Origin of the sequence: Knoellia sp. LjRoot47, assembly GCF_964253435.1 — a bacterium.
In the GTDB taxonomy this organism is placed as follows: Bacteria; Actinomycetota; Actinomycetes; order Actinomycetales; family Dermatophilaceae; genus Knoellia.
This window is the reverse complement of record NZ_CAXUQS020000001.1, coordinates 1,862,264-1,886,054: the sequence shown is the minus strand read 5'-3', so window position 1 is coordinate 1,886,054 and position 23,791 is coordinate 1,862,264. Positions and strand designations below refer to the sequence as shown.

Here is a 23,791-nt window from a genome sequence, read left to right as displayed (position 1 = left end):
CCCGTCAGTTTAGTTCGGTGGACCGACAGGTGGACCTGGTGGCGGGTCCTCCCCCTCGACGGCACCGTCCGCCGACGTCGCAACGGCGACCACGACAGACGTCACGAACGCCGTGATGATGATGACAGCCAGACGACCGGTTGCCTGGAGCATCGAGCCCCGCAGCACGATGAACTGGTAGCCCGCCACGACCGGTACCACGACCGCTGCGATCGACATCGGATCGCGGCTGGCGACCGACGCCGAAAAGGCACGGTCGACCTTCGCGGAGAGATAGCCGTAGACGAAGAACGCGGCCATCAGCCCCAGGGGAGCGAAGTCGATCCAGATCTCCGTCCACAAGGGTGCCGAGAGGTTGGTGTTGTTCGTCCCGAGGTACTCCCCGAGGACGACGCCGGTGTCGTGCGACTTTCCGGACCACACGGAGCGCGGCACGAAGAAGAAGAGCGCTCCAACGAACTGACGCCCCCACGTGTGTCCTTCCTCCGCCACATAGGAGATCGCGTTGGCGAACATCGCCATCTGGTCGTAGTCCTTGATCGTCAGCGGATCCAGCCACGACGAGGCCTCGACGGTCGGACCTGCTCCGTCCGAGTAGCGGAACCGGTCCATGAAGGGGAAGAGCAGGATGGCAGCCCCGACGGCGACGACCATGAAGAGTCGCACGACCGGCGGGCGAGGGGTCACCGCGACGAACATGATGGCGAAGGCCACCGTGAGGAACCAGTAGCGCGGGTTCGAGATGGGGTTGTTGACGACCGCATTGGCCAGGAGCAGCACGAGCCACAGCGCCCACACGCTCACCTGCCTACGTCGGACCGGGTCCAGCCTGAGCCAGCGGGTGGTCACGAGCAGCCCGACGAGGACTGGGACGGTGCCGAACGATCGCAGGATGGCCGGGCCCGCGTTGGACCCGGAGTCCGAGCGCAGTCCACCGCTGATGGCCTGGCGACTGGTGAAGAACGCAGCCGGACCGCCGAGCAGGACGACGAGGACGGCCGCGAGAACGATGCCGGCCAGCGCAAGAGCGACCAACCGCGTCGGCACGATCCGGCGCCGGTCGAGGACCTCCGCGATCGCACCGAGAGAGGTCGAGCCCGCGACATGCGTTCCCACGTCGTAGGCGACGATCCCGGCGAGCGTCAACGCACATGCGGTCGCGACCGTGCTCCTCGTCCCCAGGACCGGCGTGGGGTACTGGTCGAGCACCAGCTGGGCGAGGGGGGCGACCCCCATGGCCACATAGGTGAACAGCCAGAAGGCCGCCTGCAGCAGTCTCACTCCGGGTCCACGCAGCACCATCGCCAGCCGCGTCCCTGAGTAGCAGGTGAGCGCGAGCGCGAGCGCGAGGGCGAGGTCGCGTCGGCCCGGCCCCGGGTACAGCGCGATGAGCAGCGGGATGAGGGCAGCCAGACCGGACAGCACCACGACGTCCCCGGCGGCTCCGAGCGCCGACCACCACCGGTGCACGCGACTCAGCGGAGGTCGGTGGAGTGCTGGCGCCCGGGTCGTCGAGTCCTCCGGGCTCGGTGGCCCCGGGTTCCTCGAATCGACCGGGGTCGGCGCCGTCATGTGGATATGTTAGATCCGTGCGGGACTTGGAGGCCTTTACTACGGCCGGTTACGACAAGGGACGGCCGAGGTTCGTCCAGGCTGCTTGGTTCGTCGTCATGAACCTGCTCTTCATCAAGTGGTTCTGTCCCGCCCGGGTACGTGTCCAGCTGCTGCGCGCCTTCGGTGCCACCATCGGCGAGAACGTCCTCATCCGGCATCGGGTTCGCGTCCTGTGGCCCTGGAAGCTCACCATCGGAGACCGTTCGTGGATCGGCGAGGGCGCTTGGATCCTCGATCTCGAACCGGTCCGCATCGGGTCCGACGTCTGCGTCTCGCAGGAGGCCTTCCTGTGCACCGGCTCCCACGATCACCGACGCGCCGACTTCCGGTATGCGAACGCTCCCGTGACCTTGGAGGACGGGTGTTGGGTCGCGGCCCGGGCCACCGTCCTCGCAGGGGTCACGATCGGTCAGGGCGCAGTGGTGGGTGCCGGGGTCGTCGCCTCGCGCGACCTGCTCCCGCAGACCCTGCTCACAGCCTCGGGGACCCGACCGATCCCGCACGCGTCATGAAGGTCCTGCACGTGGTGACGCTGCACACGCCCACCCATGCGTTCGGTGGCCCGACCAGGGTCGCACTCAACCTGAGCAAGGGCCTGCGGTCACGGGGCGTGGACGCCCGGATCCTCGCTCTGGCGGACGGCTTCGATGGAGAGCTCCCCGCGCAGGTAGAGGGTGTCCCCGCCCACCTCCACCGGGCCCGTCACCTCCTGCCGCGGTTCGAGGTCAGCGGCATCACGTCCGGGTCGTTCCTGCGCGAGGCGAGATCCCTGGTCCGGGGCGCCGACGTCGTGCACGTCCACCTCATGCGTGACCTCGTCACGGCACCGGTCGCACGGATGGCTGTCGCCGCCGACGTCCCGCTCGTCCTGCAGACGCACGGAATGGTCGACAGCACCGACAAGCCGTTGGCGCGCCTCGTCGATCGCCTCGCCGTACGCACGGTGCTTCGGCGAGCCGATGTCACGACGTACCTCACGTCTCACGAGGCACGCGAGGTGGAGGCGGTCGCGGGGCCCGGCCGCGCCGGACAGCTCGAGCGACTCGTCAACGGCGTGCCGGTCGGACCCCGTCCGAGCCGTGACGAGGGACCACCGCGGATCCTCTACCTGGCTCGTTTCCAGTCGCGCAAGCGACCCGTGATGCTCGTCGAAGCGTTTGCGAAGGTCCTGCGCCAGCACCCACGTGCTCGCCTTCTCCTGGCAGGGCCGGATTCCGGTGAGCTCGCTCCGACGCTCGAGAGAGTGCGACATCTCGGCCTCGACGCTGCTGTGGACGTCATCGGCCCGGTCGGACACCAAGCCGCGATGGACCTGCTTGCATCCGCGTCCGTCTACGTGCTGCCGAGTGAGCACGAGCCCTTCCCCATGTCGGTCCTGGAGTCGCTCAGCGTCGGCACGCCCGTCGTCGTGAGTCCGACGAACGGACTCTCCGGCGAGGTCGCCTCCGCCGGCGCCGGATGTGTGGCGGAGGGGCCGGACGCCGTGGCGACGGCGGTCCTGTCGCTCCTCGAGCGTGATAACGCCGAGCGCGCCTCCACCGCGGCTCATGAGCTCGCCGCGAGCACCTTCGCCCTGGAGGTCGTCGTCGACCGGCTGCTCGAGCTCTACTCGACGGCGACATCCCGGCGGCCCGTCCTCACCGGACCTCGACCATGAGCGGGCTCCGCATCCTCATCCACGGGTTGAACTACGCCCCGGAACCCACCGGCATCGCCCGGTACACCGCAGGGATGGCCTCGGGGCTGGCCGAACGCGGTCATAACGTGCGCGTCGTCACCGGCTACCCCCACTACCCGGCCTGGAGCCTGGAACCGGGCTACACCGGCCTGTCCTCCGACGAGGTCGTGGACGGAGTGCCGGTGCGGCGGCTGCGGCACCTGGTCCGAGGTGGCTCGGCAGGCGCGCGGATCGCGCTGGAGGCGTCGTTCGCAGCGCACTCCTTGGCCCGGCCGATGCCCCCCGCCGACGTCGTCCTCGCCGTGACTCCCTCGCTGCTCGGCGTCTCGGCCGCACTGACGAGCGTGCGCCTCACCCGTCGCCGACGTCCCGCCCTGGGGATCATCGTCCAGGACATCTACAGCCGTGCCGTCACCGAGACTGCCGTCGCCGACGGGCGTCTCACCCGGCCGGTGGTCCGGCTCGAGGGCGGACTCCTCCGCGCCGCCGACGGTGTCTCCGTCATCCACGACCGGTTCGCCCGAACCATCAACCGAGACCTCGACGTGCCCCTCGACCGGATCCGCGTCATCCGCAACTGGAGCGAACCACCGTCGCAGGAGGCGGACCCGCAGTGGACCCGGGAGCGACTCGGCTGGGCGGAGGACGAGGTCATCGTCTTGCACGCCGGCAACATGGGGACCAAGCAAGGGCTCGAGAACGTCATCGACGCCGCCGGTCTGGTCGGGCCCGGCGGACCACGAGTCCGCTTCGTGCTCCTCGGCGACGGCAACCAACGCACTCTGCTCGAACGCTGGGCGCAGGGCAACCACGCGGTCGACCTGGTCCGCCCGCTGCCGGACGGGGCGTTCGCCGCCGCCTTGGCCCACGCCGACATCCTTCTCGTCAACGAGCGCCCGGGAGTGAGCGAGATGTCCGTACCGAGCAAGCTCACGACCTACTTCTGGGCGGGACGGCCGGTCGTGGCCGCGGTCGATCCCGACGGCGCCACGGCGCACGAGATCTCGAGCTCTGGCGCCGGGGTGGTCGTCGCACCCGGCAGCCCCGCAGAGCTGCTCCGCGCGGTGCAGCAGCTTGCCGGCGACCCCGCGCGGGCCCAAGTGATGGGTGCGGCCGGACGACGCTACGCGGCGGACGTGCTCTCCCGCCAGGCGGCGGTGGACGGTTACGAGACGTGGGTCCGCTCGCTCGTCGACGTGCGCGATGCGAGGCGCTGAGACTCCCTGACCTTCGCCGCGACCTGCCAGCGGTAGAAGCTCAGCGCCAAGGCGTAGTCGAGCCCGGCCGAGCCGTCGCGGAAGCCTCCGCGCAGCAGGTAGGTGTAGAGGAAGAACGCCAAGGGCTTGCCCGGCATACGCTGAAAGAGCCGGCCCTGCCGGGTCTTGAGACCCACGACCTGGGCGCGCACCCGAGGGTTCTCCTCGAGCCACGCCTCCCAGTCCGAGTAGCGGTTGTGCCTTGCGAACCACGTGTTGAGCGGGTCGAGGTCCTCGTGCAGGATCGTCCCGCCGAGCCGACGGGACGAGGGGGCATCGGGCTGGTAGTGCCCCTCCTGCTCCCCCATGCCGGGCGCCTCAAGGTCATCCACCGCCGGGTAGTGGCAACGGGTGCGGTCGAGCAGGCTGCGCTTGACCACCGTGTAGCCGTGCTCAAGGGTCTGCCCGGCGAAGGAGTAACGCAGGGGGATGTCGTATGCCGCGCAGTCCGGTGTCCGCGCGAAGACGTGGTCGAGCTCGGCGAGGAGCTCCTCGCTCGGCGTCTCGTCACCGTCGAGGAAGAGGAGCCAGTCGATGTCGGTGCGGACGTTCTCGAGGCACCACTGCTTCTTCTTCGGGTAGCCGCCGTCCCAGCGGTACTCCACCACGTCGGCTCCGGCGGCCCGGGCCAGGGCGACCGTCTCGTCCGAGCTCATGCTGTCGACGACGACGACGGCTTCGAACCGATCGCGGACCGAGGCCACGGTGAGCTCGATGTTGGCGGCTTCGTCCTTGGTCGGAATGGCCACGACGATGGGCAGTCGTCCGGGGACGGGCGGCTGGTTCATGGGTTCACGCTAGTGCCTGCGGAAGCTCCGCGTCTGGCTATACGCTGCGCGAATGGTGAAGCGCGCGCTGGTCACGGGGGTCACAGGACAAGACGGTTCCTATCTCGCGGAGCTGCTCCTTGCCAAGGGGTACGAGGTCCATGGCGTCGTGCGTCGCGCCTCGACTTTCAACACCTCTCGGGTGGACCACCTCTACGTCGACCCCCACGAGGAGGATGCGCGCTTCTTCCTCCACTACGGAGACCTGACGGACGGGACCCGGCTCGCGACGCTCCTGTCGAAGCTCCACCCCGACGAGGTCTACAACCTCGGCGCCCAGTCCCACGTGCGCGTGAGCTTCGACGAACCCGAGCACACGGGCGACGCCACGGGAATGGGCACGATCCGGTTGCTCGAGGCCATCCGGCAGGTCGGACTCGACTGCCGCTACTACCAGGCGTCCAGCTCGGAGATGTTCGGCGCGACGCCTCCTCCGCAGGACGAGAGCACCCCGTTCTACCCACGGTCCCCCTACGGCGCTGCCAAGGTCTATGCGTACTGGGTCACCCGCAACTATCGCGAGGCCTATGGGATGCACGCGACCAACGGCATCCTGTTCAACCACGAGAGCCCGCGGCGTGGTGAGACGTTCGTGACCCGCAAGGTGACCCGGGCGGTCGCCCGCATCCAGGCTGGCCTCGACGACCACGTCTACCTGGGCAACCTCGACGCGGTGCGTGACTGGGGTTACGCCCCCGAGTACGTCGAGGGCATGTGGCGGATGCTTCAGCAGGACGAGCCCGACGACTACGTGTTGGCCACAGGGGTCCCCTGCTCGGTACGGGACTGGGTGTCCACGGCCTTCGACCATGTCGGCCTGGACTGGGAGAAGTACGTTCGCTTCGACGAACGCTACCTTCGCCCGACCGAGGTCGACGCGCTCATCGGTGACGCCGGCAAGGCCGAGCGGGCGGTGGGCTGGAAGACGGAGGTCACGCCGGACCAGCTTGTGCGGATCATGGTGGACGCGGACGTCAAGGCCCTCGAGCACGAGGGCCGCCCGTGGATCGACGCCGTCTCGCTTCCTTCCTGGCCCTCTGCGCACCTCGCCTCATGACGACTCGGCTCGACCGTGACGCGGTGGTGTGGGTCGCGGGCCACCGGGGCCTCGCCGGGTCGGCCATCCGACGCCGCCTGGAGTCCGCGGGCTTCTCGCACATCATCGGGGCCACGAGCGGCGACCTGGATCTGCGAGACCGGGAGGCAACGTTCGCCTGGGTGCGCGAGCACCGCCCTCAGCACGTCGTCCTGGCGGCCGCGAAGGTCGGTGGGATCCTGGCCAACGCGACCCAGCCCGTGAACTTCCTCACCGAGAACCTGCGCATCCAAGTCAACGTCATGGACGCAGCTCTGGCGCACGACGTCGAGCGGCTGCTGTTCCTCGGATCGTCGTGCGTCTACCCGAAGTTCGCACCGCAGCCGATCCGTGAGGAGTACCTCCTGACCGGTGCCCTCGAACCGACCAACGATGCCTACGCGATCGCCAAGATCGCCGGCATCCTGCACGTGCAGGCCGTGCGCCGGCAGCACGGCCGAAGCTGGATCTCCGCCATGCCCACCAATCTCTACGGACCCGGAGACAACTTCACCCGGGGAGAGTCCCACGTCCTCCCAGCACTGGTGCGCCGCTACGTCGAGGCCGTCGACGAGGGCCGGACGTCCGTGACCAACTGGGGCACGGGCACGCCGCTGCGCGAGCTGCTCCACGTCGACGACATGGCCGACGCGTGCCTCCACCTCCTCGACGAGTACGACGGCGACAGTCAGGTCAACATCGGCACCGGCCGTGACCTCACGATCGCCGAGCTCGCCGAGATCGTTGCGAAGCATGCCGGCTTCGAGGGGGAGACCGAGTGGGACACGAGCCGGCCCGACGGGACGCCTCGCAAGGTCCTTGACACGACCCTCATCGCCGGCCTTGGTTGGTCGCCTTCGGTGGAGCTCGACGACGGCATCCGCGACGTGGTCGCGTGGTACCGCACGCATGCCGCCGGTGCGCGGACGTGAACCGGAAGGTCATCGGCTACACCACGGGGGTGTTCGACCTGTTCCACGTCGGGCACCTCAACATCGTCCAGCGCGCCAGCGAGGGGTGCGACTACCTCATCGTGGGGGTGAGCACCGACGAGCTCGCGACGGAACTCAAGGGTCGTCCACCCGTGGTGCCGCTCGTGGAGCGGATGGAGATCGTGCAGAGCATCAGGGGCGTCGACCACGTCGTCCCGCAGGTGGACCTGGACAAGATGCAGGCGTGGCGCAACCTGCGCTTCGACGTCACCTTCGTGGGCGACGACTGGAAGGGCTCGGACAGTTGGAACCGCTACGAGGAGGAGTTCGCCGCGGTGGGCGTCCGAGTCGTCTACTTCCCCTACACGCGGACGACGAGCAGCACGTTGCTCCGCGAGGTCGCCGAGGAGTGGGAACGATGACGGAGGCGCATCCACGCGAGGGCGTCCGGGACTCCCTCGCACGACTGTCCGGAGCGCAGAAGTCGGCCGTTGGCGCGCCGGCATACCTTCGATGGGTCAACCGACCGGCGGGGCGCCTGCTCGCCGCACTGGCGCACCGGACCGGGCTGACCCCGGACGCCGTGAGCCTGCTGAGCTTCGCGACGACAATAGTGGCCCTGGCAGCCGTCGCGCTCCCGAGTCCCACACCCGTGGTGGGCATCGGTGTCGCCATCCTCTTGGCCCTCGGATTCGCCCTCGACAGTGCCGATGGACAGCTGGCTCGCCTCCGAGGGGCTGGTTCCCCTGCCGGTGAATGGCTCGACCATGTCCTCGACGCCGCGAAGCACGTTCTGCTGCCAGCCGCGGTCCTCATCGCTTGGTTCCGCGCAGACATGGCGGCCGGATGGCTGGTCCTACCCCTCCTCGCCCAGCTGACCGCGGTGGTCTCCTTCTCCGGGGGCCTCCTCCACGAGAAGCTGCGCCGAGCCCCTGCCACCCCTTCCACCACGACCGACGAGCGCGCGTGGGGCCGCGGTTCGGCGTTACGGGCGGTGCTCATGCTCCCCGCCGACTACGGGTCGACCTGCCTGGTGTTCCTGCTCTGGGGTTGGCCCACGGTCTTCGCCGGCACCTGGGCGGCCCTGCTGGGCGTCCAGGCGGTCCTCACGGCACTGTTCCTGCGCCGGTGGCGGCACGACCTCGCTGCGCCGAGGACGCAGGCGTGAGCGGCGCGATGGGTGTCGTGGGGTACAGCCCCGGGGTCTACGACATGTTCCACATCGGTCACCTCAACGTCCTTCGCCGGGCTAGGATGCAGTGCGACTACCTCATCGCCGGTGTCGTGACCGACGAGGTGTGCATGGCACAGAAGGGGAAGCGACCCGTCATCCCGTTCGAGGAGCGCCTCGCGATCGTCCGCAGTATCGACGTCGTCGACGCCGCAGTGGGCGAGGTCAGCCTCGACAAGCTGGTCACGTGGAGCCAGATGAGGTTCGACGTCGTCTTCAAGGGGGATGACTGGCGCGGTTCGGCCAAGTGGACCGAGCTCGAGCGCCGGTTCGAGGAGGTGGGTGTCGCAGTGCACTACCTGCCGTACACCGAACACACCTCCAGCTCACGCATCCGCGGCATCCTCACCACCCTCGGCGGACCCGAGGACGGTCGGCCCCGAGCCTGACGCGGAACTGGACGCCGTGGACGCGGTGCGCGTCGCACGGCCCGCGCCGCGCAGCCGTGGCGCCACGTGACGCCACAGCTGCGGGCAGCGGTGATCAGCGAGCGTCGCAGGAGTCCGAGTCGTCGCCCTCGACATTGACCGTCGCGGTGTAGACCCACCCTGGGTCGAGACCTCCGGTCACCCCCGAGGGGAAGGTCACCGTGAGGGTTCCGTCCTTGACGACACCCGTGCCTCGCACGAGCGTCTCCTGGTCCTGGGCGACGTCCACGACCGCCGTCTCCATGTTGCCGTTGGACCAGCGGTACTCCCACCGCAGCACGGCGCCACCGGACTTGCCGGCCGACGCGGTGGTGACCCACAGCGCCCGTCCCATGGAGGGCGTCTCTCCCTTCCAGTCGTACGTGACGGTGACGCCCTTCTTGGCGTCCGCCGTGACCCGTACCGCCTGGAGGTCGACGACACCGGTCGCGTCGCCCACCCGGTCCCGGCAGTCGGCCGCCTTCGGCGTGGGGACCACGCGGGGGGTGGGCAGGTCCACGACCCCGTCGAAGGTCGGACCCGGCCGTGGTGCCGCCGCCGTCGACTCGGTGTCGCTGCACGCCGTCAGGGAGAGGAGCACGAGGCCGGCTGCGGCGAGAACTTTGACTCTGATGCTCATGGTGTCACTCCGAACGTCAGGACCAAGGTCGGTCGCGCGGCCACCGTTGTGCTCTCGCGGGTGTGGAGCTCAACGGCGTCACCCCCGCCGGAGACGAGGGCAAAGCTTCGGTCCTGTCCGAGAAGGGCAGCGATCGCCACCTTGTCGAGCGTGATCTCGTATGCCGTGTTCGTGGCAGGGAGGGACCCGACCGAACCGAGGCTCGCGGCCTCGGTCGCCGGCCGCGTCGTCCAGTTGAGCGTGGACTCGTCCCACGAGTTCGCCGCCGAACGGACCGAAAGGCTGTCAACGGACGGTGCCGTGGTGGTTCCCACGGTCCGCACCCGCAGGGTGGCCGACAGCAGTTCGGTTCCTGCCGGAGCTGCCGGGAGCGCGAACCGGGTGAAGGCGGTGACCGTGGGCGACCCGTCGCTGAGCATGGACCGATGCGTCCCCGTCAGCAGAGACGCGTTCGCGCTGTGGGCGTAGCCGTCCGCGGTGGCGACGAGCGAGACGGTCTGCGGTGGCGCGGGGGCCGTCGGCGTCGCCGTGGCCGTCGCGGTCCCGGTGTCGCCGTCGTCGTCGGTCACCGTGAGCCGCACCGTGAACGTCCCGGCCCCGGTGTAGGTGTGACTGGCCGTGGAACCGGTGGCGGTGCCTCCGTCGCCGAAGCTCCATGCGTAGTCCGTGATCGTCCCGTCACCGTCACTGCTCGTCCGGCCGTCCGCTGCACACGTCATCCCGGTGCAGCTCACGGTGAGGCGAGCGGTCGGCGGCTCGTTCGGCGGGGGTGCTGTCACGGTCAGCGTCCTGGTCACGGCTCTCGTCGCACCCTTGTCGTCGGTGACGGTGAGGGTCACGTCGTACGAACCTGCGGCCGGGAACGTCACCGAGGTGGTCGCCCCGCTGCGCGATCCGACGCCTTCGACCTGCCAGGCGTGGCCAACGACCGTGCCATCCGAGTCGCTGCTGCCGGAGCCGTCCAGCGTGCAGGCGAGGAACGTGCAGTCGTCGGTGAACGATGCCGTGGGCAGCTCGTTGACGGGCTCGGTGGCCGCGCCCACCCGGTGGTGCTCCGTGACCCGTGCGGCGGGCAGGACCGTCGTGTAGATCGCGACCTCGTCGAAGCTCGCGTCGATCCAGTTGCTCGAGTTGCCGCCCCACGTCGTGTCACCACCGATGCGCCAGTAGCCGGTGTAGGGCTCTGCCCCGGTCTGGGGATCCGCACCCACCAAGGTCCCGTCGACGTAGAGCTTCATGCCGTCGGGCCCCTGGGTGGCCACGAGGTGGTGCCACTGGCCGTCGTTGAGACCGGCGGCCGAGGTGATGACGTTGAGGGCGCCGGTGTAGGTGCCGAAGGCCAGCGACCCGTCGTCGCGCATCCAGACGTGCCGGTCGTAGTTGGAGCTCTCCCCGGAGTTCGAGCGCCCGAAGCCGATGAGCTTGCCACCGGCCGTCGTGGTGGTGGAGAACCAGGTCTCCAGCGAGTAGACGCGAGGGTCGTCGACAGGCCGGGTCGCGATGACGCCGCTGCCGAACGTGCCCGCGGTCCTGGCTGCCTTGCCCGCGGCGCCGGGTATCCCGGGCACGCCGCGCGTGACGGTCTCGCTGACCCCTCCGGGGTTGCCGGTGAGTCCGGAGTCCGCCGTGGTCGAACCGGTCGAGTCGTCGAGCCGCCAGTAGGTCGCTGGCCGGTCGGACTGCACGGCGCGACCGTAGGCGTCCGCGGGGGTCGGCGGCGCCGACGGCGTCACGTCGTGGCTCACCGGGTCGCTCGAGGCGCCCTGGTCGTCCTTGACGACGAGCGTCACCGTGCGGGTACCGGGTGAGGCGTAGGTGTGGTCGACCGTGGAGGCCGTGGACGTGGTCCCGTCACCGAGATCCCAGGCATAGGAGGCGATGGAGCCGTCCGCATCGCTCGAGCCACGTCCGTCGAGCACACAGGCCTGGGTGGTGCAGCTGGTCGTGAACGAGGCGACCGGCTTGGTGTTGACCGGGAGGTCCCCACCGCCGGCACGGAAGTGGTCGCCCACCGTGCCAGCCGGGATGGCACGGTCGTACACCGCCACCTCGTCGATCGAGCCCGCGAGCCACCCGCTACAGCAACCCCAGTGGTTGTCACCACCGACGCGCCAGTATCCGGTGTAGTCCTGGGCCTCGGTCTGACCGTTGGTCCCCACGAGCCGGCCGTCGAGGTAGAGGGCCATCCCGGTGACCGAGCTCTGGGTCGCGACCACGTGGTGCCACTTGCCGTCGTTCACGGCTTGGGCGGTGTTGATCGTGTTGGGGAAGCCGGTCCAGACGCCGAAGGTCATGCGGCCGTCGTTGGAGAGGAAGACGTGACGGTCGTAGCCGCCGCTTCCGCCGGTGGGCGAGCTCCCAAACCCGATGATCTTGCCGCCGTTGTTCGACGTGGTCTGGAACCACGCCTCGAGGCTGAAGTTCCTCGGGTTGTTGAACGTGTCGTTGGTGTGGATGCCGTCGTCGACCCCGTCGAAGTTGGCACCCGCGTTGCCGGGCAACGCACCCGGCATGCCCTGGAGCACCCCGTTGTCGTAGGTGCCGTTGCGTCCGTTGCCGCTCGAGTCGAACGCCGTGGTGCCGGACGTCTCGTCCAGCCGGTAGTAAATGGAGGGCGAGTCACCGTAGACAGCCGCGCCATAGGTGTCGCTCGGCGGCGCCGTGACACGAACCACCGCCGCCTCCGAGGGCGGCCCGACGTTGCCCGCACCGTCGACCGCGACCACCTTGAGGTAGTTCATCCCCTCGGGGAGGCCGGTGATGACCGACTCGGTGGTCGTCGAGGTCGCCACGACGTTCGAGGCGCTGACGGTGAAGTCGGGCGTCGTGCCCCGGTGGATCCGGTACGAGGCGACGAAGCGGTTGTCCACGGCCTCGACCCATCGAACGGTCGTCTGCGTGCCCCGGTGGGAAGCGCTGACACCCGTAGGAGCCTCCGGTGCGACCGTGTCGTCCGGCAGGGTGCGGCCGCTCGCCGTGTAGTGCTCGATGACCTTCTGAGTGCTCAGGACGCTCGGGTACACCGCGACCTCGTCGACGCTCCCCGCGAAGTAGGAGCTCGAGGCGTCGGTGGGCCAGCCGTTGAGGTTGTCGCCACCGATCTTCCAGACTCCGCTGTAGGGCTGGTTGGTCGTCACGGTGTTGCGTCCGACGAGCTCACCGTCGACGAACATGGCCATCCCGGACGGCCCCTGCGACGCGACGACGTGGTGCCACTGGTCGTTGTTCAGCCCGGAGCGGCTCTCGACGACGTCGGGTCGGCCGTTCCAGACACCGAAGCGCAGCTGGCCGTCGTTCGTCATCCAGATGTGCTTGTCGTAGTTCCCGCTGTTGCCCGTGCGACCATCGCCGAAGCCGACGATCTTGCCTCCGGACGTCGAGCTGGTCCGGAACCAGGCCTCGACCGAGTACACCGACGGCGACGGGCTGTAGCTGTCTCCCGAGGTGAAACCGTCCACTCCGTTGAAGGAGGTCGCTCGGTTGGTGTCGTTGACGAGCGCGCCAGGAGTGACGTTGCGCGTGTACCCGCCCCGAGCGGTTGCGCCGTTGTCGCCTGCGCTGTCAGCGACCACGTTGCCGGACGTCTCACCGAGTCGCCAGTAGGCAGTGGCCCCGTCGTCGAGGATGCGGCCCGCGTAGGCGGACGCCGTCGTGGCGACGGTCACCGACGCGACCGCGGAGAGCGGGCTGACGTTCGTGCCGTCGGACGCCGTGACGCGGTACTGGTACGACTGGCCGTTCGTGACGTTCGTGTCACGGAAGGACATCTGCGGGCGTCCCAGCCACATGTGCGACTTGCCGGAGGCGGTGTAGACGGGCGTCGACGACCCGTTGCGGTAGACGTTGTAGGTCAGGGTCTCGTTGTCGAGGTCGACGGAGGATCTCCAGCGCACGACGGCCTCGCCGGGTCGCAGGCTGCTGGCGGACACCGCGGGGGTGTCCGGCGCGCCCGTGTCCGGCTGGTAGGCGAACCGTGCCAGACCCTGCTGCCCCACCTCGTTGACGCGGGTGAACTCACCACCGAGCCAGAGGATGCCGTTGGTCGCCGTGAGGGTGCGCGGGCCGAGTTGCTCCCCCAGGCCACCGTTCGTGTTGGGGTACCAGTACTGGATCTCGGTGTCACGCACGTCGTGAGCGGTGAGGTGCTGCCGGCTGTTGAGCTCGGGCCAACCTCCCGGCGTCGACGAGCAGTTGTGGTGGTGGTGGCCGGCGTAGAGGATCCCACCCATGGGGATGGTCGCCTGCGTGGCACCGAGGCACCGGTCGACCCAGACCTGACTCAGATCGGACATGCGACCGGCGAGCTTGCCGTCGAACACCCCACCACCCGTGCCCTCGGCCGACAGGTAGAAGTTGGTGCCATCGGTGCTGAGGTGCTTGGTGACCGAGTTCGCCTCGATCCAGTCGAAGGTCCGCACCACGGCGCCGGACGTGGCGTCGAGCCCGACGAGTGCATGGGACTGCGACCCCGACACGTCGAAGAAGTCACCGCCGGCGAGAACGGTGGCTCCACCTTGGGCCACGAGAAGGGCTCGCACCACGCGGTCCGCCGTGGCGGTCCATGGTGTGAGCGCTCCTGCGGGCGTGGCCGAGGCGAGGTAGCGACGCGCCTGACCGTTGACCGTGACGAAGTCACCACCGAAATAGACCGAGGACCCGGTGGCCGCCAGAGCCCGAACCGTCGAGCTGGCCTGCGGGCGGAAGCTCGTGCTCACGGCACAGGAGGCGATGTCGACGGCCGCGACCTGGTTCCAGCCCGAGGCGCCCCCCACGGCGTTGAAGAGACCACCGACGTAGAGCGTGCGCCCGTCGGGGGAGATCGTCATCGCCCGGACGGTGGCGCCGCCCGCGCTCCTGGTGAACGACGGCGCGCAGGCTAGCGGCGCACCGGTCGTCGCGTTGAAGGCGGCGAAGTTCTGCCTGGCCTGCTCCCCCGAACCCGCCGCGGATCCCGGCGGCCGGATGGACGTGAAGGTCCCTCCGACGAAGACCGTGTTCCCGATCGACGCGGTCGTCCAGACGATCCCGTTGGTCTGCCACGTCGGAAGGACGTCTGCAGTGACCGTGGGAGGCGCCGGTGTCGCGGCGGAGGCAGTCGGCGGCAGGGCCGCCGTGACTCCCGTGGCGATGAGGGCGGCGGCGACGGTGGCGATTCCGCGGCGAATCAGGCTCATTGCTACTCCCAGACGGAGGGGAAGGATCGGTGGGACCCCGCCGGTCACGCTAGGACCCCGGACCCCGCGCCGACCCCTGTTACCACAGAATGACCTGAATACCACTCGTGGCATGATCACAATGGGGGGTGGCTACTTGGCCACCGGAGCGTGAGAACGGTCCTGGTCCGACAGGCGCGCGAGTCGCCACCAGGCGAACCCCGTCGCGGTCACGGCAGCAAGCGCAAGCGCTCCTGCCACCGCCACGGCCGTTCCGAGCCAGAGCGCCGACAACGTGGCGACAGCGACCAGACCGATGGCATAGGCCGTCTTCTGTTGAGTGAGCACCCGGGCATGACCGCCGACCTTGAGGCCGAGCGTCGCCCCGGCGCCCACGGCAAGCGCGACGAACTCGACCGACGTCCAGCCCAGCACCGCCCGGGCCCCGTCCCACGTGTCGGCCAGCAGCGCCGTACCCCAGGAGTCCGGGACGAGGAGCACGACGGCGCACCACGCCAGTGCCGTGGCCGCGAGCCCGATCGAGGCGAGGACGCAAGCCCGTCCCCGAGCTGCTGCAGGCCGGCGAACCACCGCAGGCGTGAGGGCGATCGCGGACCAGGCGAAGAGAGAGTTGAGCGGGCCCATGAGGGTGCTGGCGCCGCGCAGTGCGCCGGCGGCTGCCGGGCCGACCACGGTTGCCGCAACGGTGGTCACGAGGAGGGCCGCGCCAGCACCCGTGAGGGACGCGAGCGCGACGGACTCGGAGATCGGGACCCGCTGACGCCACAACGTCGACGCGCGCCTGAGGGACGGTCTGGGCCTCAGCCCGACCACCGCGACGCCCAGGGCGAGCACCGCTGCCACCAGCCATGCTCCCAACGCACGGGTGGCGTCCGGCTCCCAACCGGACACCAGTGGCACGAGGAGTCCCGCACACCAAGACCCGTCGGATGCCACGGCGACCCACGCGCGCCCCCCGGCGATCGCGACGTGCCTGAGCAGATCCTGAGCACACACCACCGGGGCCGCGAGCGACACCACGACGACGATGGGCCCCAGGTCGCCCACAAGGGTCACAGCGACCGCCGCGACCAGGAGAACGATGCTGGGAGCGGCGAGGACCACCAGGCCGAGCATCGCGTCCCCTTCGATCCGAGTCGCCGCCGCTGTCGGTTGCAATCCCACCCGCGTGCCGAGCAGGCCACGGCACACGCCCAGCACGAGGGTGAGCACCGCGAAGACGACCGCGAACCGACCGAACCCCTCGGCGCCGAGGGCGCGTGCCACCATGACCACGGCCAGGACGTTGGAGACGCTCGACAAGGCCTGGTCGAGAAGCTGCGGCCCCACGCGCAGGACCAGACCGACGAAGCGCTTCCCCGCGAGTCCCCTCATCGGCCTATCCTGATCTGGTCGAGCCCCGACGGACGTCGTGCGTCATCCATATGTTCGGGGCCGAGGACAGGCAGGCCTCGCATGAGCATGAGAACACCCGCGTCCTTCTCCCCCGGCGACGATAGTCCAGACACGCCGCCTTCCGCAGCCGTCCCGAGAAGACACGCTGTGACCGGCGGAGCGCTCGCTGCCCTGGCGATGGGTGCGACGGCCTGCGTGCCGTCCTCGCGGGGCCAGACAGCTGAGGCGAGCACGGTCACACCATCGACGATCGTGACACCGAGGCCGCCCTGGTTCGTCGACGTCCGCGCCCACGGGGCGGTGGGCGACGGGCGGACCGACGACACGATGGCCATCCGGCGTGCTGTGTCCGCCGTGCTTGCGGGCCGGCGCGACGACGTGGTGAGTCACGCCCTCTTCTTCCCGCCGGGTACCTACCGGGTGACCCGCCCCGACACGCTCATGTGGTCCCCCACCCGTGGCCGTTCCGACCCTGTCTTCGGCCTGAGCATCCTGGGCTGTGGCCCTCGGGTGAGCGAGATCCTCTACGACCGGACCGCCGCCAGGGTGGAGGACCCGAGGGCCGGCAACCTCCTCACCGCTGCCGTTCGCCTGCGCTACCTCAAGGTCGCCGAGCTCTCCTTCCGATCCGAGAACCCCGGCAACCGCTTTGCGTACTTCTGGTCCCGGGACGGGGAGGACGACCGACTCAGGTACCCGGCATACGGCACCGGTCAGAACCAGAACATCAGCTTCGAGCGCGTGGAGTGGCGCGGCACATGGGACCGCGTGATCGGCATCGACGGGGACCAGCAGGCCAACAACAACTCGGAGTGGATGTTCGACGGCTGCTCGACGTCGGTGGACTTCACGGTGACCGACGCGATGCTTCGGGTCGGTATCACCTCTCCCGCGAACAACGCGCAGCAGAACCAGTTCCTCAACTTCATGCTGCTCAACTGCCACATGGCGCTGCGCAAGGGCACGATGCTCCGGTTCGACCGAGGGGGAAGCATCAACATCCTCGGCGGGTCCTGGAGCATGGCCTCCAAGGACATCGGACCGTGCACGGCAATCCACCTGCCCCGCCGCAACGGCGACCCGTCCGTCGCGCGTCTCCTCGTCCAGGGGGTGCGCTTCGAGCCCAAGGCGGCGAACCACCGGATCATCGACTGTGCCTGGGAGAACGGCAGCGTGACCTTCGACTCCTGTTCGGACGTCGCCTCGCTCCAGAACCCGAGTGCCGCCGGCTATGCCTTGCACGTCTATCGCACGACGGGTGGGAACCGCCTGCCGCTGGTGCGCTACCGGGACTGCGCCCTGGCCGGGAGCCACGTGGTCGCCGCCGGGGCGAGGCCCGCGGCGGGAGGACGCATGATCTATGAAGGGACCCGGCTCCTGCACCACCGGGTGGCCTACGGCCCGAAGGGCTTCCTTCGTTCGACGCCGACGCCGACGCGGTACGCCTTTCGGGACTGCATCGACATCCATGACACGGCGGCGGGCTGAAGGCGCGCCTCGACGGGGTCGACATCGAGAGGAGGTACGGGCTCGACGACCTCGTCCGTCAGCCAGTCTCCTCGACCGGTTGCCGACCGGCCCGCCGCCAGGGCCTGAACCAGGACCGGATCCCCCTGCGGCGACTTCGCTTCAGCTCGGTGACCGGCGCACGGTAGGTGTAGCCCGGCTCCCGGTCCGGGACGAAGGTGTGCACGGTGCCGAGCAGCCGCGCGTTGCCGGCCTCGAGGCTGGCCACCGACCGCGCCAGCTGCTGGCGGGTGACCGCGCCGTAGCGCGCGACGAGCACCGTCCCGTCGACGGCGCCGGCCACCACGGCGGCATCGACGACGGGGAGCAGCGGAGGGGTGTCGACGATGACGACGTCGAAGGTGTCCCGCAAGTCGGCCAGCACCTTCGACATGGCCTTGGAAGCCAGCAGCTCACTGGGGTTGGGCGGGATGGTGCCGTGCCCGATGAACGAGATCTTGCCAGCCTCGAGGTCCTGCAGCACCTCGGGAAGCGTGGCCTGACCGGCGATGACGTCGGTGAGGCCGAGCCCCACACCCATGCGGAGCAACGGGGTCAGCATCGGACGGCGTAGGTCGCCCTCGATGAGCACGACGCTGGACCCGGCTTGGGCGAAGGCGAGGGCGAGGTTGAGGCTCGTCGTCGTCTTGCCCTCGGAGGCCACCGAGCTCGTGACGGCCAAGGAGAGCACAGGGCTGTCCACCGAAGCGAAGTGGATGTTGGTCCGCGCCCGGCGGAAGGGCTCGGCGAGGGGTTCGTTGGCCATGAGCACCATGGCGGGCGTCGAGCCGAACTTCCCCGAGTACGGGACCCGCGCCAAGGTGGCGGTGCCCGTGATCTCGTCGACCTCCTCCGCGCTGCGGACGCTCGTGTCGAGCGCCTCGCGCAGGACCGCCGCCACGAGGCCCAGGGTGAGTCCGGCGACCAGGCCCAGCGCCTGGTTGAGGCGGGGACGTGGTTGGGTCGGGAACTCCGGGGTGCTCGCCGGCTGGACCACGGTGAGCTTGACCGGAACGGCCCCGCTCGTCGAGCTCTCCAGGGCTTGGATGACCTTCGCCAGCTGCGTGGCCACGGCATTGGTGATGTCAGCGGAGCGCGCGGCGTCGGCGTCCTCGACGGACACGACGAGCAATACGGTGTCGGGTGGCGAGGAGGCCGACGTCCTGGCCGCAAGCTGCCCACGCGACTCGCCCAGGTCGAGCTGCTCGATGACGGGGTTGAGCACCAAGGGGCTGTCGACCAGACGCGCATAGGACCTGATGCGCTGCATGGTGAACTCGGAGCTCTGCAGCGCCGATCCCTGACTGCCGTCCGGATCCACCACGCTGCCCACGAACAGCTCGGCCCGGGCCTCATAGCGAGGGGCGACGAGCTGGGTCGCCACGGCGCCGGCGCCGGCACCGAGTAGACCGAGCACGGCGATGAGGACCCAGCGCTTGCGCAGGACCCGGACGTAGTCGAACAGGCTCATGAAGTGGCTCCGAGGATCACCGGCCCGCAGGCGCGGACGCACGACTCTGACAAACCCCCGAGCTCCCTTTCCGGGGCGTGAGGAGTCTACGCGCCACGGTGGGCGGTGCGCGGTCACCACTCAGAAATTACTGAACTCGAGGACCAACGTCGGGCGCTGGCTCGCGGTCGCCTCCTTCGAGCCGATCCAAAGGTTGTCCGACCCCTGGCTGGTCAGGGCGATTCCGATGTCGCCGCCGAGCAGCGGTTCGATCGCCGTGACGTCCAACGAGACCTCGTAGGCCGTGGACGGCACGGTGCCGGCGCGCAGCTCACCGAGCACGGCCGTGCCCAACGTGGGACGCGTGTTCCACGTCGTCGCGTCCGACCACGCACTCGTGGTCGCTCGCACTTGGTGCGTGTCCACCGAGCCCGCGATCGTCTGCGAGGTCGTCAGGACCCTGAGCGTGGCCTTGGTGAGGTGCTTCCCCACGGGGGCGCCGGGCAGCGTCAGGTTGAGGTACGCGTTGTATGCCGTCGTGCCCGTGGCGCCGCGCGAGGCCAGCGAGGTGCTCGTGCCGTACGTGGCTGAGGGTGCTCCCTGGTTGACGTACGTGTCGAGCGAGACCGGCACGGTGGCCACCGTCGGGGGCTCCGGAGCACTGTTGTCCACGGTCACCGGAAGGCTGACCGGACCGACGTTGCCGGCTGCGTCCGTCGCTCTCACCCGGTACACCCAAGACCCTGCCGCGGGTGTGTCCGAGCTCGTCGTGGTCGACACCGTGGCGATGACCGTCGACCCGTCGACTCCGGCGTCAGGGGTGGCCGACCGCAGCACCTCGTAGCCGACGACTCCCTCGTTGTCCGTGGCCGCAGCCCACGTCAGCGTGATCGCCGTACCGTTCGCGGACCCCACGAAAGCCGTCGGGGCCGAGGGCGGCGCCAGGTCCCGCGTCACCGGGTCGCTCGCCGGTCCGACGTTGCCCGCACCGTCCACCGCCACGACGCGGTACGACCACGTGGCCGGCGGCGGGGTGTCGGTCGCCGAGGTCGACGCACCTTCCGCGACGAGGTCTGCGGCCGTCAGCGGTGACGTCGGGCTGCTCGTGCGGTAGACGCGATACGTCACGACACCGACGTTGTCGGTAGCCGCGGCCCACGAGAGGCTCACTCCGCCGGGCGTCCGCGTCAGTTCGAGTCCCGTCACCTGGGTGGGACCCGAAGTGTCGACCGACTGCACGGCACTCGCCGGACCGGCGTTGCCCGCGGAGTCCACGGCACGGACCCGGTAGTTCCAAGCGCCGGGAGCGACCTCATCGGTCCAGGACGTCGTCGTGGGCTGGCCGATGAGGTTCCCAGCGGTCAACGGCACGGACGGGTCGTTGCTCCGGTAGACCTCGTAGCGCACGACGCCGACGTTGTCGGTGGCGGAGTCCCAGGCGAGCGTGACGCCGTTGGCGCCCACCGTGGCCGCGAGGCCGCTGACGGCGCTCGGCGGTGTCGCGTCGGCCGCGGGGCGGGCCGTCGCGTAATGGGCGAAGACGGCCGATGCCGACAAGGCCTTCCCGTAGACCGCGACCTCGTCGAGGTCACCCGCGAGGTGGGTGTTGCGTGGCGTGTTCGGCCATGAGGTGAGACGGTCACCGCCGAGGCGCCACCATCCCGTCGTGGAGGACGTGGTGTTCGTTCCGCCCGAGGCAGCCAGGGCCCCGTCGACGTAGAGACGGGTGGCACCCGCCGTGCGGGTGGCGACCACGTGGTGCCACACCCCGTCGTTGATCGCGGACGTCGAGGACACCGCCGTTCGGCTGTTGCCGTTGAGGTAGCCGAACGAGACCCGGCCGTCGTCGCGCAGGTAGAGCTGCCGGTCCACGGTCGTGCTGGTGCCCGTCGGCGACGACCCCATCCCGAGGAAGCGGCCTCCGCGTGTGCTGGTCGAACGCACCCAGGTCTCGAGGGTGTAGTCGTTGGGTGACCCGGTCGAGCGCACCGCTGCCGCAGCCCCCACCGAACCACCCTCGAGCCGGAGCGCGGTCCCCGTGGCCAGCGCACCGGCGACCCCGAGGCTGGTGGAGGGGTCGCGGGTCGCATCGAGCCGTGCCTCGGTCGAGTCGAGCAGCGTCGATCCGGAGGTCGTGTCGAGACGCCACTGGAGCAGAGGTCCGTCACCGGACACGGTGCGCCCGTAGGCGTCCGCGGGAGTCGGCACCGCGGCCAAGGTCCTACCGGACGCGCGGTAGTGGGCGGCCACGCGGTCGGCCGTGAGCACCTTCGTGTAGGCGGCGGTCTCGTCCAGCTCCCCTGCGAAGTAGGCAGAGGTGGGACGCGACGGCCAGCCGCTCGTGGTGTCCCAGCCGACGCGCCAGTAGCCCGTGTAGGAGACCGAGCCGCTGACTCCGTTGAGTCCGACCCTCACTCCGTCGACGTAGAGCGCCATGCCCTCCGGTCCCCGGGTGCCGACGAGGTGGTGCCAGGCACCGTCGTTGAGAGGGTTGGGACTCGTGAGGACCGTGTACGCCGGCGCCTGCACGCCGAAAGAGACACGGCCGTCATTGAGCATGTAGAGCTGTCGGTCGGTCGTGGTGCTCTGGCGCATGTTGCCCTGGCTGAAGCCCACGATCCGCCCGCCTCGCGTCGTCGTGGTCCGCAGCCAGGTCTCGACGGTGACGTCGGCCGGCGCGGCTCGGACGGCGTCGGTATAGGCGTATGCAGACGTGCCGTTGAGGCCCAGAGCCGTGTTTGCACCGGCCGACAGGGCGCCTGCGGCGCGGGTGGTCCCGCCGCTGTAGGTCCCGTCGACGCGACCCGAGCTGGAGTCGGCGGCGAAGGTCGTCCCGAGGACGTCGTCATACCTGAGGAACATCTCCGGTGAGTCGGCGAGCACTGCCGACGCGTAGGGGTTGTCGGAGTCCGCCACGACGGTGGAGACGGCGGTCGAGAGCACGCTGGACGTCACGCCGTCGCTGGCCCTGACGCGGTAGGAGACGGTAGTCCCCGGGGTGAGGCCGGTGTCCACGAAGGTCAGCTGGGGCTGGGTGTACCACCACGACCTCGCGGACCCGGTCCACACGGGCGTGGAACCCCCGTTGCGGAACACGGAGTAGGTGAGGTCTGCGTCGTCGGTGTCCTGGCTTCCCTGGATGTGCACCTGCGCCGTCCCCTTGGCCAGGCTGGAGACGTTGACGACCGGGAGACTCGGAGAGCCGATGTCGGGCGTGGACCCGAAGCGGGTGAGGGACTGCTGGGCCTTGCCGTTGACCGTGGTGAACTCACCGGCAAGCCAGAGCTGGGGAGTGCCGCTCCCCGTGGCCGTCATGAGGTCGCGTGGACCGATGCCCTCGCCGTTGCCAGCGTTGGTGTCGGGGTACCAGCCCAGGAACGAACCGTCTGCGGTCGACTGCGCCGTGAGGTACTGACGCTCGCGGTCGGGGAACCCACCCATGGTGCGGCAGTCGTGGAGGTGGTGCCCGGCATACAAAGCTCCTTGGAAGACGAGGACCGCCTGGGTGGCACCGAGGCAGGTGTCTCGCCAGCGCTGGTCGAGCGTGTCGAGCGAGAAGGCGGCGCGGCCGTCGAAGACTCCACCTCCGGTGCCCTCGGCGCCGATGTAGAAGGAGTTGCTCGCCGCGTCCACCGCGATGTCCTTGACGGCTGACGTCGACGGGATGAACGGAGCGGGGTAGGCCCGGACCAGCGACCCGTCGGAGGCCGACAGCACGGCGAGTGCCCTCGAGTTGGCTCCCCGTACCTGGCTGAACTCACCTCCGACGATGACCCGCGTTCCGTCCGGGGTCACGGCGATGGCCCGCGCCGGCTGGTCGGCATCCGCGAGCCAGGGTCGGACCGCGCCCGTCCTTCCGTCGACGGCGGCGAGGTACTGACGGGGTTGCCCCCCCACTGACACGAAGTCGCCGGCGAGGTAGAGCGTGTCACCGGACACCGCCATCGCCCGCACGACGCTCGCGACGGCGGGGTGGAACGTTGCGGAAGGGGTGCAGGTGGCTGTGTCGATGGCGGCGAGGTTGCTCACCGAGATGCCGTTGACCGCACCGAAGTAGCCGCCGACGTAGAGCGTGCCGCCATCGGCCGAGACCGCCGTCGAGCGCACCGTCGCCGTACCGGTACCGATGGTGAAGTCGAGGCGGCAGGCCGTCGGGGCACCGGTGGCCGAGTCGAGGACGACCATGTTCGCGGCGGGCTGGCTTGACGTGCCCAGGGCTGCCCCCGGCGGCCGCACGGAGGCGAACGAACCGCCCGCGTACACCCGAGATCCGGCCTCGGCCAGGGTCCACACGATGCCGTCGGTCTGCCACGTGGACAGGGCGTCTCCGGTGAAGCCCACTCCCGGTGAGACTGCCGCCGCAGGGACGGCGGGGATCACGGACAGCGAGACGCACGCGAAAAGACCCACGGTGACCGCCGCGGTCCAGCGCCCGAGGCTGTGTCGGAACCGCGTCGTCGGGGATGAGGACGACGTACCGATTCCTGTTGAGCGTGGCATGGGCAGGCTCCCTTGGGCTGTGCGTGAGAGTGGCGGCGTCACCGTGGCGTCGTCCTGGCGGGACGATGCCCTTGGCAGGCCCGCGGCTGTGCTGTTGTGCTCGGCT

At 69.6% G+C, this 23,791-nt stretch carries 16 protein-coding genes; 9 read left to right on the top strand and 7 right to left on the bottom strand.

The features are described 5' to 3' along the window. Positions 1 to 9 precede the first annotated feature (9 nt). A complete protein-coding gene (locus ACSQ11_RS09225; RefSeq protein ID WP_436004838.1) occupies positions 10 to 1,470 on the bottom strand; it encodes a hypothetical protein in 1,461 nt (486 codons plus the stop codon). 119 nt (positions 1,471 to 1,589) lie between these two features. Between ACSQ11_RS09225 and ACSQ11_RS09220 the strand changes: the two genes are divergently transcribed. The 3 genes from ACSQ11_RS09220 to ACSQ11_RS09210 are packed head-to-tail and all read left to right on the top strand — an operon-like array spanning position 1,590 to position 4,509. Next, positions 1,590 to 2,126, top strand: coding sequence for a WcaF family extracellular polysaccharide biosynthesis acetyltransferase (locus ACSQ11_RS09220; RefSeq protein ID WP_436004837.1), 537 nt, complete (start codon positions 1,590 to 1,592; stop codon positions 2,124 to 2,126). Continuing rightward, complete coding sequence (locus ACSQ11_RS09215) at positions 2,123 to 3,271, top strand: glycosyltransferase (RefSeq protein ID WP_436004836.1); 1,149 nt, start codon at positions 2,123 to 2,125, stop codon at positions 3,269 to 3,271. Before ACSQ11_RS09220 ends, ACSQ11_RS09215 begins: the two co-directional genes overlap by 4 nt. Then, complete coding sequence (locus ACSQ11_RS09210) at positions 3,268 to 4,509, top strand: glycosyltransferase family 4 protein (RefSeq protein WP_436004835.1); 1,242 nt, start codon at positions 3,268 to 3,270, stop codon at positions 4,507 to 4,509. The genes ACSQ11_RS09215 and ACSQ11_RS09210 overlap by 4 nt, the downstream gene beginning before the upstream one ends. Here ACSQ11_RS09210 and ACSQ11_RS09205 read toward each other — a convergent pair. Further along, positions 4,458 to 5,336 (bottom strand): glycosyltransferase family 2 protein, encoded by an 879-nt coding sequence (locus ACSQ11_RS09205; RefSeq protein ID WP_436004834.1) that lies wholly within the window; start codon positions 5,334 to 5,336, stop codon positions 4,458 to 4,460. The genes ACSQ11_RS09210 and ACSQ11_RS09205 overlap by 52 nt on opposite strands. 52 nt (positions 5,337 to 5,388) lie before the next feature. Here ACSQ11_RS09205 and gmd point away from each other — a divergent pair, with 52 nt between their 5' ends. The 5 genes from gmd to ACSQ11_RS09180 are packed head-to-tail and all read left to right on the top strand — an operon-like array spanning position 5,389 to position 9,002. After that, complete coding sequence (gmd, locus tag ACSQ11_RS09200; protein ID WP_436004833.1) at positions 5,389 to 6,432, top strand: GDP-mannose 4,6-dehydratase; 1,044 nt, start codon at positions 5,389 to 5,391, stop codon at positions 6,430 to 6,432. Further along, complete coding sequence (locus ACSQ11_RS09195; protein ID WP_436004832.1) at positions 6,429 to 7,382, top strand: GDP-L-fucose synthase family protein; 954 nt, start codon at positions 6,429 to 6,431, stop codon at positions 7,380 to 7,382. The genes gmd and ACSQ11_RS09195 overlap by 4 nt, the downstream gene beginning before the upstream one ends. Beyond that, positions 7,379 to 7,804 carry an adenylyltransferase/cytidyltransferase family protein gene (locus ACSQ11_RS09190; protein WP_436004831.1) on the top strand — a complete coding sequence of 142 codons (426 nt, stop codon included), beginning with the start codon at positions 7,379 to 7,381 and terminating at the stop codon, positions 7,802 to 7,804. Before ACSQ11_RS09195 ends, ACSQ11_RS09190 begins: the two co-directional genes overlap by 4 nt. Continuing rightward, positions 7,801 to 8,550: a CDP-alcohol phosphatidyltransferase family protein gene (locus ACSQ11_RS09185; RefSeq protein WP_436004830.1), complete on the top strand. Its 750-nt coding sequence runs from the start codon at positions 7,801 to 7,803 to the stop codon at positions 8,548 to 8,550. The genes ACSQ11_RS09190 and ACSQ11_RS09185 overlap by 4 nt, the downstream gene beginning before the upstream one ends. Continuing rightward, positions 8,547 to 9,002, top strand: a complete 456-nt coding sequence (locus ACSQ11_RS09180; RefSeq protein WP_436004829.1) for an adenylyltransferase/cytidyltransferase family protein — start codon at positions 8,547 to 8,549, stop codon at positions 9,000 to 9,002. The genes ACSQ11_RS09185 and ACSQ11_RS09180 overlap by 4 nt, the downstream gene beginning before the upstream one ends. Positions 9,003 to 9,096: 94 nt before the next feature. On the opposite strand, the gene ACSQ11_RS09175 is transcribed toward ACSQ11_RS09180, so the two are convergent. The 3 genes from ACSQ11_RS09175 to ACSQ11_RS09165 all read right to left on the bottom strand — a co-directional run bounded on the left by ACSQ11_RS09175 (position 9,097) and on the right by ACSQ11_RS09165 (position 16,208). Further along, the gene (locus ACSQ11_RS09175) at positions 9,097 to 9,660 is read right to left on the bottom strand and encodes a hypothetical protein (protein ID WP_436004828.1); all 564 of its coding nucleotides are present in this window, start codon (positions 9,658 to 9,660) and stop codon (positions 9,097 to 9,099) included. After that, positions 9,657 to 14,834: a LamG-like jellyroll fold domain-containing protein gene (locus ACSQ11_RS09170; protein WP_436004827.1), complete on the bottom strand. Its 5,178-nt coding sequence runs from the start codon at positions 14,832 to 14,834 to the stop codon at positions 9,657 to 9,659. The genes ACSQ11_RS09175 and ACSQ11_RS09170 overlap by 4 nt, the downstream gene beginning before the upstream one ends. 132 nt (positions 14,835 to 14,966) lie before the next feature. Next, entirely contained in the window at positions 14,967 to 16,208 is a 1,242-nt protein-coding gene (locus ACSQ11_RS09165; protein ID WP_436004826.1) for a hypothetical protein, read from the bottom strand. Positions 16,209 to 16,481: 273 nt separating this feature from the next. Between ACSQ11_RS09165 and ACSQ11_RS09160 the strand changes: the two genes are divergently transcribed. Further along, the gene (locus ACSQ11_RS09160) at positions 16,482 to 17,717 is read left to right on the top strand and encodes a glycosyl hydrolase family 28-related protein (RefSeq protein ID WP_436004825.1); all 1,236 of its coding nucleotides are present in this window, start codon (positions 16,482 to 16,484) and stop codon (positions 17,715 to 17,717) included. Positions 17,718 to 17,775: 58 nt separating this feature from the next. On the opposite strand, the gene ACSQ11_RS09155 is transcribed toward ACSQ11_RS09160, so the two are convergent. Together ACSQ11_RS09155 and ACSQ11_RS09150 are read right to left on the bottom strand one after the other, a co-directional pair. Continuing rightward, positions 17,776 to 19,206 carry a polysaccharide biosynthesis tyrosine autokinase gene (locus ACSQ11_RS09155; RefSeq protein WP_436004824.1) on the bottom strand — a complete coding sequence of 477 codons (1,431 nt, stop codon included), beginning with the start codon at positions 19,204 to 19,206 and terminating at the stop codon, positions 17,776 to 17,778. A 120-nt stretch (positions 19,207 to 19,326) separates the two neighbouring features. Further along, positions 19,327 to 23,595: a LamG-like jellyroll fold domain-containing protein gene (locus ACSQ11_RS09150; RefSeq protein ID WP_436004823.1), complete on the bottom strand. Its 4,269-nt coding sequence runs from the start codon at positions 23,593 to 23,595 to the stop codon at positions 19,327 to 19,329. Between the last annotated feature and the right edge of the window lie 196 nt (positions 23,596 to 23,791).

What these genes read in the sequence shown, in the direction of transcription:
- ACSQ11_RS09215 (WP_436004836.1), top strand. Translation starts at nt 2,123, where the DNA reads ATGAAGGTCCTGCACGTGGTGACGCTGCACACGCCCACCCATGCGTTC.
- ACSQ11_RS09210 (WP_436004835.1), top strand. Translation starts at nt 3,268, where the DNA reads ATGAGCGGGCTCCGCATCCTCATCCACGGGTTGAACTACGCCCCGGAA.
- ACSQ11_RS09205 (WP_436004834.1), bottom strand. Translation starts at nt 5,336, where the DNA reads ATGAACCAGCCGCCCGTCCCCGGACGACTGCCCATCGTCGTGGCCATT.
- gmd (WP_436004833.1), top strand. Translation starts at nt 5,389, where the DNA reads ATGGTGAAGCGCGCGCTGGTCACGGGGGTCACAGGACAAGACGGTTCC.
- ACSQ11_RS09195 (WP_436004832.1), top strand. Translation starts at nt 6,429, where the DNA reads ATGACGACTCGGCTCGACCGTGACGCGGTGGTGTGGGTCGCGGGCCAC.
- ACSQ11_RS09185 (WP_436004830.1), top strand. Translation starts at nt 7,801, where the DNA reads ATGACGGAGGCGCATCCACGCGAGGGCGTCCGGGACTCCCTCGCACGA.
- ACSQ11_RS09175 (WP_436004828.1), bottom strand. Translation starts at nt 9,660, where the DNA reads ATGAGCATCAGAGTCAAAGTTCTCGCCGCAGCCGGCCTCGTGCTCCTC.
- ACSQ11_RS09170 (WP_436004827.1), bottom strand. Translation starts at nt 14,834, where the DNA reads ATGAGCCTGATTCGCCGCGGAATCGCCACCGTCGCCGCCGCCCTCATC.
- ACSQ11_RS09165 (WP_436004826.1), bottom strand. Translation starts at nt 16,208, where the DNA reads ATGAGGGGACTCGCGGGGAAGCGCTTCGTCGGTCTGGTCCTGCGCGTG.
- ACSQ11_RS09155 (WP_436004824.1), bottom strand. Translation starts at nt 19,206, where the DNA reads ATGAGCCTGTTCGACTACGTCCGGGTCCTGCGCAAGCGCTGGGTCCTC.